This is a genomic window from Paenibacillus sp. MDMC362, assembly GCF_003269305.1.
Classification (GTDB): Bacteria; Bacillota; Bacilli; order Paenibacillales; family Paenibacillaceae; genus Paenibacillus_AQ.
Genome location: NZ_QLYT01000023.1, coordinates 33,499 through 52,951, shown reverse-complemented (window position 1 = coordinate 52,951; position 19,453 = coordinate 33,499). Strand labels below are relative to the sequence as shown.

The window sequence follows — 19,453 nt, the reverse complement described above, 5'->3', positions numbered from 1 at the left end:
TTTTGAAAATAGATGTATTTACATGAAAGAATTCATGTTATAATTTCAATATATCAACTAAGCTCATAGGAATTATCGGTTAATTGATTAGTGTGAATGCATTACTAAAATAAAACATGAATATGGATCTTCGGGGTAAGGTGAAATTCCTAACCGGCGGTGATGCTTCGTTCCGGCGTGAACGAACTCAGCCCGCGACTCGCTGCGTTCTGGTGTGTTTGATCGCAGCGACTGACTTGGTGCAATTCCAAGGCCGACGGTAAAGTCCGGATGGGAGAAGATCAAAGATGAGTTTGCCGTGGATGCGAAATTTTCCATTCGGGCGCAGGCTTATTTGATCAGCCCCCGTTTACGTCGACACATGTCGATGACGGGGGCTTTCTGCTAGTAAGACCTCCGTATTCAAGACAGGAGAGGGCAAGATGAGTAATATTAATACTGGAGTCAAGGTGAAACCCTATGGTTCCGACACACAGGCAAGTCGACGTTTTAAGGGAGGGTTCTGGCTCGTCGTTTTGGGAGCCGCCCTATGGGGCGTAGACCCGTTGTTCCGGGTCATTCTGCTGAAGAATTTGACTTCGGCTCAGATCGTTTTGCTTGAACATATCATTATTTCCTTGATTGCAATTCCTGTATTGTGGAAGAACCGGGAGGAACTAAAAGGCCTAGGCTGGAATCATGTCGGTGCTCTGCTGTTTATATCCTGGGGCGGCTCGGCATTGGCTACCGTATTGTTCACGATGGGGCTGTCGAGCGGCAATCTGAATGCCGTCCTGCTGCTTCAGAAGCTGCAGCCGCTGTTTGCCATCATTCTGGCCAGCCTGCTTCTGAAAGAGAAGCTTCCGCGCCATTTCGGCATACTGCTCATCTTCGCGTTGGCGGGCACGTATTTACTCACCTTCGGTTTAACCTTGCCGATTGGCCATTGGAATGAGTTTATTCAAGTTGGCAGTCTCTTGTCCTTAGGTGCAGCAGCGCTTTGGGGCGGTTCAACCGTCATGGGGCGCCTGATGGTAGGCAAACTGAAATACGAGACGGTAACCTCGCTGCGCTTCGTGCTTGCCCTGCCGCTCCTGACCGTCATTACATGGAGCGAGGGGGCAGCATGGAATATGCCGGCCTGGAATACCGGGGCCTTTGCCTTGGTATCGCTGAACCTGATCGGCCAGGCATTACTGCCGGGTCTCCTGAGCTTGCTGGTTTATTATAAAGGATTAACCACGACCAAAGCCTCCGTGGCAACACTTGCGGAATTGAGTTTCCCCATGGTGGGCGTGCTCATCAACTGGATCGTATTCCAGCAGATCGTGACTGGTCCTCAGCTTCTTGGATTCCTTCTGATCTGGCTCGTGCTGTTTATCATTTCGAGGCAGCAATCCGAAGCTTCTCCGCAATTACAATAAAATCATACGTGTGTAGAAAAAGCCGATCCGGGTGGGGTCGGCTTTTTTTGCCGTTACATCAAGCTATCCAGTAATTTTGCCTGGTGCAAGGATCATTTTTTTGAAAGATGTGTAGGGTTTCCGGAATTTACGGTGTCTTATATAGTAGCACCGGATTTATGGCTTGGTTCAACCAAAAGAGATGGTTATAAAGGGGGGAGGATCCATGGAGGATCGGACATTGTTGGACGGGCTTGCCCGAAAAGATCCGCAATGTTTTGAAACATTGGTTGACCGCTATTCACGTTACATAGCCGCGGTGGTCGCCAAGGTGGCTGGTGGACGGTTTAATTCCTACGATGTGGAGGAAATCACCGGGGACGTGCTGGTCAAGCTGTGGACAGACGGGCCCAAAATCATGCTGCGCGGAGATAGCCTCAAGCCTTATCTGGCCATAGCCGCGCGTAATCATACTTTGAATGTTTTGCGAAAAAGACAGCGGGTCATTGAATCCGAATTGGAAGATGATGCGGTTTCTTGTCCTTCTGCGGAGGCATTGGCTATTCTGCGGCAGGAGAAGGAAGCGATTAGCGGCATGGTCCAGGATATGGGGGAACCGGATCGCGAAATCTTCATCCGCAGGTACTTCTATTTGGAGAAAGTCCGAGATATTGCAAGCAGGCTGAATATGCAGGAGAAAGCCGTCACCGCCCGGATCCGCCGGGCAAAGGACAAACTGCGCATTCATTATGAAACCGAGAATCCGTAGGATTTCTATAAGGACCGTGTCTATAGGAGTGAAGCTTCGAATCGATAGCGAAAGGGGATGGATGCAAGTGAAGCGGCGAATTGTAGATATCATGGCCAATATCGACAATCAGGAGCTGGAGAATCTCCTCCTAACGGAGGAAGAGGAACGCGAGTTGACACAACAAATCAGTATGGAACGCATCAAGAATCGAGCGATGGACCTTATTCAAGAGGAGGAAACGATGATGTTTAAAAACAGGAAAGCGAAAAAATATAAAGCCAGTATCGTTATCGCTGCCGCGATGATTATGATACTTAGCACGACCGCTTTTGCGAGCCAATACATGGATAGCTTGAAGCAGTTCTTCGGTCAATCCGCGTCCATTGCGGAGGACGAACGGTCACCTATACAAGGGACGGATACCGCGTCCGGGGTAACCATGAATGTGGAAGAAGGGGTTTATGTCGGCAACAGCGGTTATTTGGTGGTCAGCTTTATGAAAGAGGATGGCACGCCATTCCCCGTGGGTGCATCGATACCCGGACTTGAGCTGAAAACGGAACATGATGTGAGTTATATGGTGGGACAGCAGCTTCTTGACGATAACAAAAAGCTTGTCGGCGTATTTGAGATCGATGCGATGGATGATCTCGACGGGCTTAAGGCACGGATCACAGCCGATCGAATCGCGTCAGCGGACAACACCCAAGCCGTTGAAGGCCCTTGGGATGTACAATTCACCATTGCTCCCGGGAAGCAGAGAGAGCAGAGTCTGAATATGGCGATTGATAAGGGTGAGGAGGCACTGTCTCTCAGCACGATTAGCGTCTCTTCCATCGGTGTAGCTATCGAAGGCAAGCGTACCGACGGTGAGCTGGATAAATTGCCGGAATATACGCCGGAGGTTAAGGTTATTGCCGCGGACGGATCAGAATTGATGCTTCATGTCAGCTCGACAAGTACCACAAAGAGCGGGTTTCAGTGGCTGTATAATCTGGACAGCAAGAATAACCTCGTTTTTCTGGGGGATGTGGACATCAAAAGCATCAGCATCGACGGCAACGTGACGGAGTTGAAGTAAATATAGATATAGGTGGCAGGAACCTCAAGGGGCAGAAGTGATGACTTCTGCCCCTTTACTTGATGAATACCTCAGCAGGGATGGAATCCGAAAGCGGCAAGCGCATTTAGGCTATGGCCTGATGCGTTTGCCGCTTTTTTGAGGCTTCGGACCGAAATATGATTCATGAGAAAAAAATGTATTGAAATTGGAGAAAACGTCCATTAAAATGAAACCAACTACCATACTAGTTATACTAGTATGGTGAAATGTGACTCTCAACATAGGTTGGAGAAGCGGCTGGATCACTTTGTCGGTCTAACGTCCAAGATACGGGAGTCTATTGGTTAAACCAGTATTGTAAGCGCTTAATATTGGAGGGGGGTCAATAGAAGGACGGATATTACCTGCCGTAACGCTGCAACCTGCTTATAGCCACAATAATTGAAAGCGATTTCTTCGCGAGTATTGAATGGAGCTGAATCATGAAACACGGCCATATTCCATGACGAAAGCGGTATGAGAAGAGGCCATACGGATTGGAGTGAATAACGTCGATGGAGCCAAAAGTTGCGCATCATTCCTTGCCAGCCGTGAAAGCGGCCAAGAAACGACCGAAACTTAAAATCCTCGCTGCCCTGGTCCGGAAGGATTGGCAGCTGTATTCCTTATTGATTTTACCGGTCATGTACCTGCTCATTTTTAAATACGGACCGATGATTGGCAACGTGATCGCTTTCAGGCGATTTATGCCCGGAGGAAGCATCTATGGGGAGAGATGGGTAGGACTGCATTATTTCAACATGTTTATCCATGACCCGGCGTTCTGGAACGTATTCAAGAACACCCTGCTGCTCGGTGCGTTATCCCTGCTCTTTACGTTTCCGGTGCCCATCATCTTTGCACTGCTGCTGAATGAGGTAAAGAGCAAGCGGTTCAAGAAATTCGTCCAGACGGCTTCTTATCTCCCGCACTTTCTGTCCATCGTCATCGTTGCCGGAATGATCCTGCAATTGACGTCGGTCAACGGCTCCGTTAACTCGCTCGTGGAGTTCTTTAACGGGGAACGAATCAATTTCATGCAGCGGGCCGAGTGGTTCCGGGCGATCTATATCTCGTCGGAAATCTGGCAGGGCATGGGCTGGGGGGCGATCCTGTATCTGGCCGCATTAACGACGATTGATGAATCGCTGTATGAGGCGGCGAGAATCGACGGGGCCAACCGCTGGAAGCAAACGCTGTTTGTCACGATTCCGGGCATCCTGCCAACGATTGTGACGCTGTTGATCCTGAACATGGGGGCATTCCTGGCGGTAGGGTTCGAGAAAATATTGCTGCTGTACAATCCGGTCATCTATGAGACGGCCGACGTGATATCGACGTACCTGTACCGGGTTGGTCTCGTATCGAACAACTTCAGTTATGCCACGGCTATTGGACTGTTCGAATCCGTAATCGGGCTTATTTTGGTATTCTCCGTGAATGCGATCTCGCGAAGACTGACGGATCGAAGCTTATGGTAAGGAGGGAGCGGTTATGAAGGAGTCAAGATCCTATAAGGTGTTCAAAGTGTGCAATGCCGTCATTCTGCTGTTCGTTGTCTTCATCACGCTGTATCCCTTCCTGAACGTGGTCGCTCAATCCTTCAGCAGCGAGTCCTACATCAACTCTGGAAGGGTCAACCTGATTCCGAGGGGCTTCAATCTCGATACTTACAAAACCGTCACCAAAGACGCCATGTTCTGGACGAACTACAAAAACACCGTCGTATACAGCGTGGTCGGCACTGCGATATCCATGTTCTTAACGACGATTTTTGCTTACGCCCTGTCCAAGAAACGACTGGTAGGACGCAAGTTCCTGACGATGTTTGCCGTGTTTACGATGTTCTTCAACGGGGGGCTGATTCCGAACTATGTGCTCATTAACAGCCTGGGCTTCAGCAACTCGATCTGGGCCATCGTAATCCCGGGAGCCATCAGCATCTATAACATGCTCATCATGAAATCCTTTTTTGAAAATATGCCGGAAGAGCTGGAGGAAGCCGCGGCCATTGACGGCTTGAACACGTATGGCATGCTGTTCCGAATCGTGCTTCCTTTAAGCAAAGCGGTCATCGCGACCATGGTTCTCTTCTATGCCGTCGGGCACTGGAACTCCTGGTTTCCGGCCTTTTTGTACCTGGATCAGAAGGAGCTCTTCCCGGTCACGATCTATTTGCGCAATATGATAGCGGGCGCAACGGGCGTGACTTCCGCCGGTGCCACCTCGGCCGATAATCTGACGCAGATATCCGCCAATATCAAATCGGTGACCATGGTGCTGACCATTTTGCCGATATTGACGATTTATCCGTTCGTGCAACGTTATTTCGTAACCGGCATCATGCTGGGCTCCGTAAAGCAATAGGACCACCGTAAGGACATTTTATTGATATCATGGGGGGAATGAGAAAGTGAAAAAGAGTCATCGATCGTTTGCCGGCAAAGCTTTATTGCTATCGTTAATCGTTGCGATCTTGGCGGCGTGTACCGACAAAACAGGCGGTAAAGAGGCCGACATCCAGGATAAGGGCGCCATGGAAACCTACGCCGTAGGCGATGCGTTCAAAGCGACGGAGCCGTTCGACCTGTCCATCCTCTATAGCGACCAGCCGGCGTATCCTTACAAGCAGGATTGGATGCTTTTTGCTAAAATAAAAGAAATGACGAACGTGACCTTGAAGCCGACGATCGTGCCGATGAGCGATTACAGCCAAAAGCGCAGTCTGCTGATCAGCTCCGGCGATGCGCCGCTGGTCATTCCCAAGACTTACCCCGGGGAGGAATCCGCGTTCGTGGCTTCCGGTGCGATTCTTCCGATCAGCGATTATATTGATCTAATGCCGAACTTCAAGGACAAGATCGAGAAATGGGACATGGAAAGCGAACTGGAAGGGCTTCGCCAGGAGGACAAAAAATATTATGTGCTCCCGGGCCTCCATGAAGCGGTGTGGCCGGACTATACGCTGATCGTGCGCACGGATATTTTCGAAAAGCATAACATCGCAATTCCGACCACCTGGGATGAGCTATATACGGCGATGAAGCAGTTGAAGCAGGAGTACCCGGACGTTACGCCGTTCTCCGATCGCTTCAAATTCAACAGTACGCTGAACATCGCGGCTACGGGCTTCGGCACCAAGGGCGGATGGGGCTACGGCAGCGGACTAACGTATAAGGAAGATACGGATGAATTTGTGTACACGGCGGCAACGGATGAATATAAGGACATGCTGACCTACTTCCACAAGCTGGTGGATGAAGGACTGCTGGACAAAGAGAGCTTTACCCAGGATGACGACCAGGCCGTGCAAAAGTTCGTGACCGGCAAATCCTTCATCATTAACGGCAACTCCCAGACCGTAGTGCAGCATCGCAACGATATGGACAAAACGCTGGGCGAAGGCAAGTATGCGATCAGCAAAATCACGGTTCCCGGCGGCCCGGCTGGCCAGCTGATGTCCGGCAGCCGACTCGAGAACGGGGTGATGATCTCTTCCAAAGTGAAAGAGAGCGAGCATTTTAAAGCCATCCTGCAGTTTATCGACTGGCTCTACTATAGCGACGAGGGACAGGAATTTACGAAGTGGGGCGTCGAAGGCGTAACGTATACCAAGGAAGGCGGCGTACGCAAGCTGATGGACGACATTAACTACAACGGATTGAATCCGAAGGGCACGAAGGATCTGCGGATTGAGCACGGTTTCTCGGGCGGCGTGTTTGCGTACGGCGGCACGACCGAGCTGCTTCAATCCATGTTCAGCGAGGAAGAGCAGCAGTTCCAGAAGAGCATGAGCGAAACAAAAACCGTCGTGAAGCCGGAGCCGCCGATTCCGTACTCGGTCGAAGAACGCGAGCGAGTGACGCTTTTGAGCACCCCGCTGAAGGACTACACGGATCAGAACACGCTGAAGTTCATTCTGGGCGACCGCGATCTTGCCGAGTACGACAAGTTCGTGAAGGAGCTGGATAGCCAGGGCGTGGGACAATACTTAGAGATTGCGAATAAGACTTATAAAAAATATAACGAGCAACAATAACTAACGGATCGACAGGCTGCCGTTTCTTTATGGAAAGGCAGCCTGTTTGGAGGTTCGGACGGTTATGATGATCCACCCTGCAATGTTGACGACAAGGAGGTTGTTCTTAATTGAGTGTGACCGTTCAAGACGTAATCAACCGATTAACCGAACCAGCGGGACGCCTTGAATCCACGGTGGACAGGGTTGTAGCCGGAAGCTCGGATGCCATGGTTCACGGCATCGCCGTCACGTTCGCCGCCTCGTTTTCGGTTTTGCAGAGAGCCGTACAGGCGGGAGCAAACCTTGTGATCACCCATGAGGGGATCTTTTACAGCCACCATGAGGATGGAGTGGATGGAATGCAGGCGAGTTCTGTCCATCAGGATAAAATAGATCTGATCCAATCCGGCAATCTGACGATTTACCGGTTTCATGATGCGCCTCACAGGTATGTCCCCGATATGATTACACAGGGATTGGTTCAGGCACTGGACTGGGAACCCTATATCGATAGGTACCTACCTACAGCTGCCCTAGTCGCACTGCCCGAAGGACTGACAGTTCAGGAGATTGCAGAAGATATAAAAAGAAAGCTGAATCTTCCGTATCTTCGTTATGTCGGGAATCGAGGCGGAATATGCTCCAGAATCGGCATAACCGTCGGCTACCGTGGCGGCGGCGCGCATGCCGTTCCCCTCTGCGTGAATGAGCGGCTGGATCTGCTTATCGCCGGCGAAGGCCCGGAATGGGAGACACCCGAATATATCGGCGATGCAGCGGCGCAAGGCCGGAACCCGTCCATGATTCTGCTTGGTCATGCCGCCAGCGAGGAGCCCGGTATGGCCTGCGCGGCCAAACTGCTCCGCGAGCTTTTTCCGCAGATCCCCGTACATTATATACCGCCCGTGCCCTTGATTCAGGTAATATAGAGGGAGAAATAACTTCAACGGTATCGGAAGAGCCATCCGAATAAGAAGCGATGCGATCAGCCGAATCTTATAGCGTAAGCAAAAAGAACACTTGAGCATAAGAGAAAGAGGTAACGACATATGTCAACAGAGCAAAAGATTAAAGGCTCTACCAGGGAGTATTCATATCAACTGCTGAAAGACCGGATATTCCATCTGGAGCTGGAGCCGGGTACGAAAATCTCGGAAAAGGAAATTGCGGATGAATTGAACGTCAGCCGAACGCCGGTCCGGGAAGCGTTCATGAAACTTGCCGAGGAGGAACTGCTCGACATTATTCCGCAAAGCGGGACAATCGTATCCCGTATTAATCTCAGGCATGTTGAGGAAGGCCGGTTTATTAGGGAGAAGATCGAGAAGGAAATCGTGGCGCTCGCCTGCGAATTTTTCCCCGAAGAGTTCCGATTCCGTCTGGAAACCAATATTGCGCTTCAGGACATATGCGCCGGAAACCATAATTTCTATAAGCTGTTTGAGCTGGACGAGGAGTTTCATCAAATTCTGTTTGAGGGTACGGGCAAAGAACGGACCTGGAAGATGCTGCAGCAACTGAACATTCATTTCAACCGCTTGCGACTGCTTCGCCTGTCGAAGGACTCTAACTGGGAGAATATCATCTCGCAGCATAAGGAAATGTATCAGCTGATCGTTAATAAACAAGCGGAGCAGGCCATGAACGTAATGGAGCGCCATCTGCGTCTTGTCGTTGTGGAGCAGGATATTTTACGCGAGAATTACCCGCATTATTTTATTTAACTAGCTTTATTTATAAAAACAATGACCCGCAGGAGAGTCACTTGGGATCAAGCGACCAGCCTTGCGGGCCATTTTTTTCATTAGATCGATCTACGGATAACACCGTCAAGAATTTGAGCCACATGAGATGGTCCTTGCTCGAGATCCTGTTGATCCAGGGTAACCCAGGAGTGCTGCTCATCCATATCAAGGGATCGCTGGAGCCAGCCTGATACCCCTCTGCCTCTGCGGTCGACTTCGACCAGGACGGAAATTCCGTCTTGCTCCGGATACAGAATCAATTCAAGCTCCTGAATATGGCCGGCATAAGAGGAGCCAGGATAAAATTCAATTTCTTGCACAAAAGGAACGCCCTGGCCTAATCTCGGGTGATATTCGCATGTGGCCATTTTGAAGCTGAAGCCAAGCCCTTCCACGGCGTCAAAGACAACGGATGCGCCTTCGTTCGGTTCAACGTCGATAAAATCACGGTCCTTCGGATCGATGGCATTATCGATATCAAGGCCGGTATGGATCCATACCGGCTGCCGCGAAATGGTGAGCGGCGTTTCCAGCGGCAGGGCAAAAGAGAATGGTATTTCCTGTTGATCGCCAGGCTTCAACGTGAGGCTGCTGGAGACATTGATTTTGGCAAGGGTATAGGATTCTATGTACTTCTTGTCGTCGCTTTCCCTGGTATATTCCGTCATCACTTTCAAGTAAATACGGTCGACCGTCTGCTCTACGTTTCCTCCTTTAATGTGAATGACGCCGCGGACTTCTTCACCTGGATAATAGGAGGATTTTTCGAGATGCGTATCGATCTTGGCTGCTCCAATTCCTACACTGGCTAGCATTTTGTTAAAAAACGACATAAAAGATACCTCCATAAGAGAATGTATGATAATGGAATTATACGCTAGAAGATCGCCTCTGGTTTCCGTATTGCAAAAATATTTTTTTGCGGTTTTGCGCAGTGAAGATATTGACGCCCAGGAAGCTGGAGAATAGCCATGAAATCAGGGGGGAAAATACAGCCCGTTAGCATTCGCAGGTTCGGCATGGTATATTGGACACGATACCATTAAGGATGGAGCATTCAAGGCATGAGCGAACAACGACGTTCCGGACAAGGAACCAAAAACAACAAATCGACGGCATACGGAAAGAAGCCGGGTGATAAGGCGGCAGCGAACCAAACAGGGGCCAAGCCGGCTTTTAAGCGTGAACATAGGAAGAACAAGGATTCGTTATCGGCTTCATCGTATTCGAAGACGAAACCGTTCGATAAATATAAGCAAGGGGTACGCGGGCCACGGCCTTCATCCGGACGTGAGCACGCGGATGAGCTGCAAGCAGGCGACATCATTGTCGTTACGATCAAACGGCTTGGCATTAACGGCGAAGGGGTCGGTTATTACCGCCGCAAGGCGGTGTTTATTGACGGAGCAATCACGAACGAAGTTGTCAAAGCCGAGGTGAAAGAGGTCCAGCCTAAATTTATCAAGGCACAGCTGGTAGAAGTGGAGAAGCGATCGCCTTACCGGATAGAACCTCCTTGTCCGGTATTCGGCATCTGCGGCGGCTGCCAAATTCAGCATATCTCCTATGAGGGACAGCTGCAGGCTAAGACGGATATTGTCCGTGAGGCGTTCAGCCGGTATGCAGGACGGGACGATGTGAAGTTTAAGCCGATCCTCGGCATGGAGCACCCATGGAATTACCGGAACAAAGCGCAGTTGCAGCTGAAACGGAAGGGCCACGAAGTGATCGCAGGGCTCTATGAAGCGGACAGCCATACGATTGTGGACATTAGCGGCTGCCCGATTCAGCATCCGAAGGTGAATGAAGCGGTGGAGAAGGTCAAATCCGTCCTCGAAGAGTTGCGGATTCCGCTGCACAAGGAGAATGGAAACAAGGACGGCGTTCGGACGATTGTGGTTCGTCACGGCTTCCAATCCGGGGAGCTTCAGGTGACGCTGGTCACGGCCGGAAGCAAACTGCCAAGGCAGGATGATCTCGTTCGCATGCTGCGCCTTACCATTCCGGAGGTGAGCGGGATTTCACTCAATATTAACCCCAAGAAAACCTCACTCATCTTCGGAGACCGGACAATTTCGCTGTGGGGAGCCGAGAGCATGCAGGAATCGCTGAGTGACCTGCAATTCTCGCTGTCGCCCAGAGCGTTCTTTCAGCTGAATCCGCAGCAGACGGTCAAGCTGTATGAGTCCGTCCGGGGGGCAGCCGGATTGACGGGGAGGGAAACCGTCATCGACGCCTACTGCGGAACGGGCACGATCGGCCTGTGGCTTGCGCCTTATGCCCAGGAGGTTCGCGGGATCGAGACGATCCCCGAAGCCGTCGAGGATGCCAAGGCCAATGCGCAGCGAAACGGACGGGCTAATGCGAGCTTTCACGTCGGTCAGGCAGAGGAACTGCTGCCGCGCTGGGTCAAGGAGGGTTTGAAGCCGGACGTCATCATTGCCGACCCGCCGCGTACCGGCCTGGACTCGCGCTTCCTGGAGACGGTGCTCCGCACCAAGCCGAAGCGGTTTGTGTACGTATCCTGCAATCCCTCGACCTTGGCGAAAGATTGCAAGGTGCTGCTTGACGGCGGTTATGAGCTCGATTGGGTGCAGCCGGTCGACATGTTCCCGCAGACAAGCCATGTGGAGGCGGTAACGCTGTTGATCAGGAAAGACAATTAAAGCGGAGATATTGCAAAGAGGGGCGAAAGAGCCCCTCTTTTTTCATTGTTATAGCAGGACACTTGAGACATCAGATTACAAGATTATGGAACAAGACCGTTTGTAGTGAATATTGACCAATTCCAGTCCGCTTCGGTCGACAACACTCATTTTCTATGATATGGTAGCAAGTAATTAGGCATTTCGTTCCCTTGGGACGAGGTGCCTTCTCGCATATTTATAGCCGTTTTACATTAAATGTCTATCTGGAGGTGATGCAATGGTGCTCCTGATTTCCCCGCTACGGGGGGAGAAATCCGTAGTTCATTATGGACGATCGATGGAGAGTGCACCCAAATAACGATAATCTGAGGAGTGTTGTTGAGATGAGAGTGAATTTACGAGCAGAAATGCGCGCCGCGATGAACAAAACTGGACTTAAGCAGCTTCGTCTTTCGGGACGAATTCCGGCGGTTGTATTTGGCACAGGGGAAAACAATATGATGATTCAACTGTCCGCCAAAGAATTCGGCAAATGGGCAAGGAACGGCAAGGGAGGAATCCTTGAGCTCCGTTTTGACGATCGGGAGCCGCTTCCGGTTTTGCTGGAGTCCGTTCAGCGTGATCCAATTACTCGTGAATACATTCATGTCGACTTTTTGCGCATCAATATAAATGAAGTTGTTCGGACGAGAGTAAATCTCGATTACTTCGGCGCCGCCAAGGGAGCCAAACTTGGAGGCGTCGTCCAAATTCAAAGCACGTTCATCGAGATTGAGTCTTTCCCTGACCGTATTCCTGCCATCATTCCAGTTGATATCAGCGAACTGGATATCGGGAATTCCTTACACGTCGGGGATCTTAAACTACCCGACGGGGTCGTGCTGATCTCTTCGGCAAACGAACTGCTCGTGTCGGTGGTGACACCGAAAGTCCAGTCGGAGCAACCGGAGGCTATGTAATTTCTGCTGCCGGCGATTACTTCCCGATACTCCATCGGGAAGCGATCGCCGGTTTTTTGCGTAAAATTTGAACAGAATCCGGAACTTTCCATCAAGTGAGACTAGGCTTGTCCGTCATTATTATTGTACACTCAAGTCATGTGAACTGCGGCCTGCCCTTATTCGGCAGCTGCATACTAAGCCAATGAAGGAAGTGTCGAACCATGAATGCAGAATCCGTTATGTCAGAGCTTGAAGCACTCGGCAAGGAACGGCTCAAGAAAATGTATCTGTCCAACGGGGCGCGTGAACCGCTCTTTGGCGTGGCGACGGGAGCCATGAAGCCGATGGCCAAGAAAATTAAAATCAATCAGCCTCTGGCTGAGCAGCTTTATGCCACCGGAAACTATGACGCCATGTACTTTGCCGGCATCATTGCAGACCCTAAAGCGATGACGGCAGCGGATTATAATCGCTGGATGGATGCGGCCTATTTTTATATGCTGTCCGATTATGTGGTTGCCGTAACGTTGGCAGAGGCAGATATTGCGCAAGACGTGGCCGATCAATGGATCGCTAGCGGCGAAGAGCTCAGAATGTCGGCGGGGTGGAGCTGTTACTGCTGGCTGCTCGGCAGCAGACCGGATCGTGAGTTCCCGGAGAGTAAAATTTCGGCCATGCTCGAACTGGTGGAAAAGACCATTCACGAGTCTCCGGACCGAACGAAATCCGCAATGAATAATTTCGTGTACACCGCAGCCATATCCTATTTGCCGCTTCATGATAAGGCGGTTGAGACCGCAAAGGCCGTAGGACCGGTAGAAATGAAGCGGGACAATAAGAGCAAGTTCCTGAACGCTTCCGAAAGCATCAGGAAAGAAGTCGAGAGAGGGAAACTAGGTTTTAAACGCAAGTATGTGAGATGTTAAACCATGTTTTTAATCGGCAGATTTGATGGAAAACCTTAAGAAGGCGGTGTTTTGCCGCCTTCTTTTAAATATCCTTTTTCATATAGTAATGCGTATGCCGTCCGGCATTCTCGATCTGGCCATATACCTCATACCCCTGCTTGATGTAAAAATCCAAGGCTTGGAAGCTCAACGTATCCAATTTAACGAACTCGCATTGCTTATCGATTGCTAATTTTTCCGCCTCGCGTAACAGCTTGGTGCCATATCCCGATTTACGGAAAGGTTCGTCTACGAACAAGTAGTGGATCTCCAGCCAGTTCCAGCATATTTCCCCCACAATTCCGCCCATAATCTGATCGTCCGCATTCCTCAATAATAGGTTGACTTCCTGATAACGGCCCTTTAAGTCGTCTGGGAAATGCTTGAGATTATACTTAATCATTTCGTTCCTTACGTAATTTAGGTCGGCGCTGTTTGATTCTGCAGTTTCATTAGTAAAATAGATATGCATAAGGTTTGCTCCTTCTAGTATGCCGGATCTGTGGTATGTGTAGGATACGAAATCGGTTTATTCCTATCCTTCTCAAGATATCATAGCTTTCGAGTGGATCGGCGGTAAAAAATCTTTTTAAAAGAATGTACCCGTGAGGCAACGGGATGCCTATGCTATACTGAGGTTGTTATTTGATTCGCTTCATCTAAGGGAGGATTGTCCTTACATGTGTTGCATCGCATTCATACGTATTCGTTAATGAAGGTACAGACCATCTAAATCCATCCATTTTCATGTAAAAATGCGAAGGATTATTTGTGCTGTGCCTTTTTCATTACTATACGAATGAATGAGGTGCTTTTTTGTGTTTAAACATAATAAAAATAGTCGGAAAAAGCCGAAGAAACCGTCTAACTTTTCCGCTCAGCATTTATTAATCAGCAAACGGCTGATTCATGAGATGATCGATTTGGCCCGGATCCGATCCACCGATACCGTTCTCGATATCGGGGCGGGCACAGGGGCATTAACCTTTCCGCTGGCAGAGAAGGCGGCACACGTGCTCGCGATCGAGACAGATCCGGCGTTTATTGATAAACTGTTCAGCAAGATAAAAGATGGCAGCAACATTCGCGTTAAGCCGTCTGATTTCCTGGAGGTTCCTCTTCCGAAAAGTCCGTTTGCCGTCGTGGCGAATATTCCGTATTCGATCACCACAGCGATCATGGCGAAGCTGCTGGATCATCCCGGCGTGCCGCTGCAGCGAGCCGTACTGCTTGTGGAGAAGGGGGCAGCCAAACGTTTTACGGCAGTTCCGGTTCAAGATCCGCGTATCTTAAGCTGGAGGATGCATTATGACATGCGGCTCGTGCGGACCGTATCGCCTCAACATTTTGCGCCGCCTCCAAAAGTGGATTCCGCTATTCTAGCCATCAACCGGAGGAAAAAGCCGCTCATTACCACGCAGCATCAACCGAAGTTTAGAGCGCTGGCAGCCTACGGATTGCGGGACCCGAGGCTGCCGTTATTCGCGTCTCTGGCGGGCGTGTTCACGCCTCCTCAGATTACGAAGCTGGTCCGAATGCTGGGGGTGGATCGGGAGCTCCCCATCGGGAGGCTGAACGAAGAGCAGTGGGGGACTGTATTCCATACGATGCTCCAGCATGTGCCTTCGAACCGTTGGCCCAAATTAACTGCATCCTCTAAAGGGAAATCCAAAAAAAGAGAATAATAACGGGGATATCCGTCGTTTCTAATACGATCATTTATAAAATATTCGCAGAATTCGCTTGACCCTGACACTAGTGTCAGGGTTTACAATGAAATCGAATCGTTCATCCAGGAGGCGAAAAAGCATGAAAATCGGAGAACTTGCAGCCCGTACCGGCGTCAGCATCCGTTCGCTTCGATACTACGAACAGCAAGGATTGCTTATGCCGGTTCGCAGCGAGAACGGGTACCGGGAGTATTCGATTCTCGCAGAAGAACAGGTGCGTACCATCCAGTTATATTTGAATCTGGGATTGTCCACCGAGCAGATCGCGGGTTTCCTGCATTGCGTCTTGAAAAATAAAGAGGCGTTTTGCGCGGAAGTGTTTCCGATTTTTCGTCAAAAAATTGCAGAGATCGATGCGCAAATCCACCAGCTGAACCATATCAAGATGAATCTGGAGGAACGCATGCAATCGATTCTGGAGGAACGAGAATCGGAAGAAGCGGAGGAATGCAAATGAGTTTACCACGAATAGATGCAGCCAGCTTTCAAGACGCAATTAAACAGAATGGAGTCACGCTGGTTGAATTTGGAGCCACATGGTGCCCGCCGTGCAAGGTGCTGCTACCCATTCTGGAAGAGCTGAGTCAGGAAGAAGCGGGTCGCCTGGATGTCTATCAGGTGGATTGTGACGAATCCCCGGAGCTTGCCGCTCAATTCGGTATTATGTCCATGCCGACGGTGATCGTGTTTCATAACGGAGAACCGGCAGACAAACTGATTGGACTTCGACCTAAGAGTGTGTACCAAGCGGCGCTAGGCCGTTATGTCTCATAGAATCGAATATAGATTGATTGAGCGAAAACGCCTCTGTTGTTTAATGACACAGAGGCGTTTTCTATTGAGGCAGAGGGCATTATGCACCGTGTAGCGAATTCTTATATAGCGACCGTAATACGCTGGCGAAGGAGATACTTTCATGAGAACGAGAAGGAAAATCATATTACTTCTGACTATCATCGTACTGAGCTGTCTTGCCATGAGCTTGGTAGACGCGGTGATCCGTCCGGATTATGCCGTAAAATCCGCCATCAAGATCATCCTGTTTCTGACATTACCGATTGGATACGCCGTGATCGCCGGCGGGGTACCGTTTCGCAGGCTGTTCACTTTCGAGAGAAAAAGCCTCCTGATGTCCTTGCTGCTGGGATTCGGCGTATTCACGATCATCCTCGGCGGATATTTTTGGTTGAGCCCTTTATTTGATTTCACCAACGTAACAGGAGCCTTACAGGAGAACCTGGGGGTAAACGCGGGCAATTTTATGTTTGTAGCCCTGTACATATCGATTGCGAATTCACTGCTGGAGGAGTTCTTTTTCCGCGGGTTTGCTTTTTTCACGCTAAAGAGCAGGTCGGACGACGGTTTGCTTACCTATTCAGTGCCGGGGCCTTTGCCGTGTACCATATTGCGATGATGTCCAGCTGGTTCTCGGTAGGATTGTTCCTCTTGTTAATCGCCGGTCTGGTTGTCGCGGGCCTACTATTTAACTGGTTGAATGAGCGCAGCGGCAATATTTACGCATCCTGGATGGTCCATATGTTTGCGAATTTTGCCATTAATACCATCGGATTTATGCTGTTTGAGATCATCTGATGAAGGATTAGATTTGTTTGCGGATAAATATACGCCTTGCAAGGCGGTGGAAAATTTTAGGGAGGCGTTTTAACTGACAACAGAAATCTTTTTCTCAACCAACCCCATCGGTCATGTAACGGATGAGCAGCTCCAGACCATGCTGGACAGACACAATCTAGGGAACCTCATTTCAGCTGAGAAAACGTCTAAGGGAGTAGGAAATCAGACGTTGTTCATTAACTCGAGCAAAGGAAGCTATGTATTGAAGGGAAATCCCCTTTATGCAGGGCAGCTCGCTGAAGAGAAATTTTATACGGACTATTTGCAAAAATATACATCACTGCCTTTATCGGCCCCATATCTGCTGGATGCGTCCGGCGATATTTTCGGCTGGAGTTACGCGATCATGCCCCGTCTTCATGGCGTACATATGAATGATCCACAATGTAGAGCAAGTCTTGGCGCAGCGGATCGAATGGATATTGCCTCTTCAGCAGCCAATATTTTAAATGAAATGCACGGCTGGACAGTGAATCAGTATGGCGAGCTCGACCCGCAAACACTAAAGATCCGCCCGTTTGAGGGATCTTATAAAGAGTGGCTCTACAACCGGATTCGGTTTTGGTTACAGGATGCCAAGCAATATTCCCAGATCACCCGAGCCGATACGGAATGGGTTGAAGAGGTGCTGCGTGCCTCGGCGGATGCGTTCGATAAGCATTGCTCCCCCACTTTTGTTATGGGGGATTTCAAGGCAGAGAATATGCTGGTAGCGTATGATACGGATCGTCAGGAGTGGCGAATCAGCGGCATTTTTGATTTTACGGCCGGATATTTTGGGGATGGAGCAGCGGATTTGCCCAAGATGGTGATTATGTACTGGGATTTCGAGGAACAGGAAGCAGCTCGGCATTTTGTACAGATGTACTTGCTGGGTTCTGCCATTAAGGAAGGCTTTGTTGATCGATTTAGAGTGCATATGCTCCATCAGCGTATACTGGATTGGGGATGTGCCAAAGCGATTGGTGCAGTTACTTGGGATCCGAGGCTTGCTTTTTCCGAATGGGCAAAGGATTATGTTTATGCCATGGATTACTTGAAATAGTGGATTGTATGATAAAAGGGCAGAGCGGTCATTGCAGACTTTGGCTCTGTTCTTTTTTTTAGATATCAGAAAGTATAAACTTCGAAGCATGGCCTACCTAGTATCGCAAGAAAAACAACATCTACATGCGGTCTGTCTTCTTATAGAGTACTTCGATAGACGTTATCTTATATGCTGGTGGAATTCCGGATTGACCTTCACATCATGTGATGGTTTACAATGCGGTTAACCGAATGAAAAAGGAGCTGCTGCGTGTACATATTAGTGAGTTGTCACGTAAAACGGGCGTAAGTTTGCGTTCCTTGCGTTATTACGAGGAGAAGGAACTATTGTCTCCGGACCGTCAGAATAATGGCTACCGTGAATATAGGGAGACGGATTTCGAGCGGGTTCGGCTGATCCAGATGTATTTTAGCCTGGGATTGACGGTGAAGGAGATTATGAGTTTTTTCCAATGTGCGTTTGATGAGCAGCCCAGGATCGAATGTCTTCCGAATGCGATTGATGTAGGTAAACGGAAGCTGGATGAAATCCAGCTGCAGATCGAGCTGCTGAAGCAGGCTGAAATCCATTTGCAGAAAAACATTACGGCATGGGAGGCTATTTTGAACAAGGGGGATCGGCGTAATGAACAAGGTTGATGGACCGGTTGTGAAGCGAGTTGCTGTCGTAACGGGGGGCAACCGCGGAATTGGAAAAGAGATTGCAAGGCAGCTTGCCGCCAAAGGACTTCAGGTGATCATTACATCCCGGGACGAAGGGAGGGGGAGGTCAGCTGTCCAGGAATTGCTTGCGACCGGGCTCCATGTAAAGCTGCAGGTGGCGGATGTCCACGAAATCGGCGATGTGGCACGGATGATGGAGCGAATACAGTCAGACTACGGCCCTGACGTGCTGGTGAACAATGCCGGGGTTATTTTGGACCGAGGGGTTTCTGTGCTGGATGTAGGGGAGTCGGTCGTGCGCCAAACGCTGGAGACGAATTTTTTTGGTGCTTTGCGTATGACGCAGGCGGCGATCCCTTTGATGAAGAAGCATCATTACGGACGTATCGTAAACATCTCTTCCGGTCTTGGCGCTTTCGAAATCATGCAAGATGGTTACGGTTTAAAAGGGTCGTCCTCGGCTTACCGTATCTCCAAAACGATGCTGAATGCGTTAACCTGCCTCGTCTCGCAGGAGGTAGCCGGTATCGGCATTAAGGTAAACGCAGTTTGCCCGGGCCGGGTTCAGACCGATATGGGCGGTGAGGATGCTCCGTTAACCGTTGCAGAAGGGGCTGATACGGCAGTATGGCTGGCGACGATGGAGGATGATGGACCTGGCGGGGAGTATTTTCGTGAGCGGCGGCGAATCGCTTGGTGATGTGATGTAAATTTCGCTATGCAAGGGTTGACGTCTATTGATTGATTTACCGATGGATGACGCTGCTATTGATTAGCAATATAAAAATACTCTGAAAAAGCCCCATTTCGAAGACGCTGATGTATAATAATCGGTATCAGG

20 protein-coding genes and 1 riboswitch are annotated in these 19,453 nt (G+C 49.8%); of the genes, 18 read left to right on the top strand and 2 right to left on the bottom strand.

Annotation, left to right across the window (positions count from 1 at the left end; genetic code table 11):
• Nucleotides 1-122 precede the first annotated feature (122 nt).
• Nucleotides 123-286: riboswitch (FMN riboswitch) on the top strand.
• A gap of 136 nt (nucleotides 287-422) precedes the next feature.
• From DP091_RS12310 to DP091_RS12275, 8 genes are all read left to right on the top strand, one after another.
• The gene (locus DP091_RS12310) at nucleotides 423-1,403 is read left to right on the top strand and encodes a DMT family transporter (RefSeq protein ID WP_113058589.1); all 981 of its coding nucleotides are present in this window, start codon (nucleotides 423-425) and stop codon (nucleotides 1,401-1,403) included.
• A gap of 205 nt (nucleotides 1,404-1,608) precedes the next feature.
• Nucleotides 1,609-2,151: an RNA polymerase sigma factor gene (locus tag DP091_RS12305; protein WP_113058588.1), complete on the top strand. Its 543-nt coding sequence runs from the start codon at nucleotides 1,609-1,611 to the stop codon at nucleotides 2,149-2,151.
• 61 nt (nucleotides 2,152-2,212) lie between these two features.
• Entirely contained in the window at nucleotides 2,213-3,214 is a 1,002-nt protein-coding gene (locus DP091_RS12300) for a DUF4179 domain-containing protein (protein ID WP_113058587.1), read from the top strand.
• A gap of 536 nt (nucleotides 3,215-3,750) precedes the next feature.
• Nucleotides 3,751-4,716, top strand: a complete 966-nt coding sequence (locus DP091_RS12295) for an ABC transporter permease (protein ID WP_113058586.1) — start codon at nucleotides 3,751-3,753, stop codon at nucleotides 4,714-4,716.
• Between the two features lie 13 nt (nucleotides 4,717-4,729).
• A complete protein-coding gene (locus DP091_RS12290) occupies nucleotides 4,730-5,602 on the top strand; it encodes a carbohydrate ABC transporter permease (RefSeq protein ID WP_113058585.1) in 873 nt (290 codons plus the stop codon).
• Between the two features lie 46 nt (nucleotides 5,603-5,648).
• Nucleotides 5,649-7,274, top strand: a complete 1,626-nt coding sequence (locus DP091_RS12285) for an ABC transporter substrate-binding protein (RefSeq protein ID WP_113058584.1) — start codon at nucleotides 5,649-5,651, stop codon at nucleotides 7,272-7,274.
• A gap of 110 nt (nucleotides 7,275-7,384) precedes the next feature.
• A complete protein-coding gene (locus DP091_RS12280) occupies nucleotides 7,385-8,185 on the top strand; it encodes a Nif3-like dinuclear metal center hexameric protein (RefSeq protein WP_113058583.1) in 801 nt (266 codons plus the stop codon).
• A gap of 120 nt (nucleotides 8,186-8,305) precedes the next feature.
• Nucleotides 8,306-8,980 carry a GntR family transcriptional regulator gene (locus DP091_RS12275; protein WP_113058582.1) on the top strand — a complete coding sequence of 225 codons (675 nt, stop codon included), beginning with the start codon at nucleotides 8,306-8,308 and terminating at the stop codon, nucleotides 8,978-8,980.
• Nucleotides 8,981-9,060: 80 nt separating this feature from the next.
• On the opposite strand, the gene DP091_RS12270 is transcribed toward DP091_RS12275, so the two are convergent.
• Entirely contained in the window at nucleotides 9,061-9,834 is a 774-nt protein-coding gene (locus DP091_RS12270) for a sporulation protein (RefSeq protein ID WP_113058581.1), read from the bottom strand.
• 231 nt (nucleotides 9,835-10,065) lie between these two features.
• Between DP091_RS12270 and rlmD the strand changes: the two genes are divergently transcribed.
• The 3 genes from rlmD (at nucleotide 10,066) to DP091_RS12255 (ending at nucleotide 13,516) form a co-directional block, all read left to right on the top strand.
• Nucleotides 10,066-11,667, top strand: a complete 1,602-nt coding sequence (gene rlmD, locus DP091_RS12265; protein WP_113058580.1) for a 23S rRNA (uracil(1939)-C(5))-methyltransferase RlmD — start codon at nucleotides 10,066-10,068, stop codon at nucleotides 11,665-11,667.
• Between the two features lie 365 nt (nucleotides 11,668-12,032).
• A complete protein-coding gene (locus DP091_RS12260; protein WP_113058579.1) occupies nucleotides 12,033-12,608 on the top strand; it encodes a 50S ribosomal protein L25 in 576 nt (191 codons plus the stop codon).
• A gap of 203 nt (nucleotides 12,609-12,811) precedes the next feature.
• Complete coding sequence (locus DP091_RS12255; RefSeq protein ID WP_113058578.1) at nucleotides 12,812-13,516, top strand: DNA alkylation repair protein; 705 nt, start codon at nucleotides 12,812-12,814, stop codon at nucleotides 13,514-13,516.
• Nucleotides 13,517-13,580: 64 nt separating this feature from the next.
• On the opposite strand, the gene DP091_RS12250 is transcribed toward DP091_RS12255, so the two are convergent.
• The gene (locus tag DP091_RS12250) at nucleotides 13,581-14,009 is read right to left on the bottom strand and encodes a GNAT family N-acetyltransferase (protein ID WP_113058577.1); all 429 of its coding nucleotides are present in this window, start codon (nucleotides 14,007-14,009) and stop codon (nucleotides 13,581-13,583) included.
• A gap of 346 nt (nucleotides 14,010-14,355) precedes the next feature.
• Between DP091_RS12250 and erm the strand changes: the two genes are divergently transcribed.
• From erm to DP091_RS12215, 7 genes are all read left to right on the top strand, one after another.
• Nucleotides 14,356-15,222: a 23S ribosomal RNA methyltransferase Erm gene (erm, locus tag DP091_RS12245; RefSeq protein ID WP_181469790.1), complete on the top strand. Its 867-nt coding sequence runs from the start codon at nucleotides 14,356-14,358 to the stop codon at nucleotides 15,220-15,222.
• A gap of 124 nt (nucleotides 15,223-15,346) precedes the next feature.
• Nucleotides 15,347-15,724: a MerR family transcriptional regulator gene (locus DP091_RS12240; protein ID WP_113058575.1), complete on the top strand. Its 378-nt coding sequence runs from the start codon at nucleotides 15,347-15,349 to the stop codon at nucleotides 15,722-15,724.
• Nucleotides 15,721-16,041 carry a thioredoxin family protein gene (locus DP091_RS12235; RefSeq protein ID WP_113058574.1) on the top strand — a complete coding sequence of 107 codons (321 nt, stop codon included), beginning with the start codon at nucleotides 15,721-15,723 and terminating at the stop codon, nucleotides 16,039-16,041. The genes DP091_RS12240 and DP091_RS12235 overlap by 4 nt, the downstream gene beginning before the upstream one ends.
• 507 nt (nucleotides 16,042-16,548) lie before the next feature.
• On the top strand, nucleotides 16,549-16,860 hold the full coding sequence (locus tag DP091_RS31870) for a CPBP family glutamic-type intramembrane protease (RefSeq protein ID WP_258394499.1): 312 nt from the start codon (nucleotides 16,549-16,551) through the stop codon (nucleotides 16,858-16,860).
• A 73-nt stretch (nucleotides 16,861-16,933) separates the two neighbouring features.
• Nucleotides 16,934-17,947, top strand: a complete 1,014-nt coding sequence (locus DP091_RS12225; RefSeq protein ID WP_113058573.1) for a phosphotransferase family protein — start codon at nucleotides 16,934-16,936, stop codon at nucleotides 17,945-17,947.
• A 233-nt stretch (nucleotides 17,948-18,180) separates the two neighbouring features.
• Entirely contained in the window at nucleotides 18,181-18,588 is a 408-nt protein-coding gene (locus DP091_RS12220) for a MerR family transcriptional regulator (RefSeq protein ID WP_113058613.1), read from the top strand.
• The gene (locus DP091_RS12215; RefSeq protein ID WP_113058572.1) at nucleotides 18,575-19,312 is read left to right on the top strand and encodes an SDR family NAD(P)-dependent oxidoreductase; all 738 of its coding nucleotides are present in this window, start codon (nucleotides 18,575-18,577) and stop codon (nucleotides 19,310-19,312) included. Before DP091_RS12220 ends, DP091_RS12215 begins: the two co-directional genes overlap by 14 nt.
• Nucleotides 19,313-19,453 lie beyond the last annotated feature (141 nt).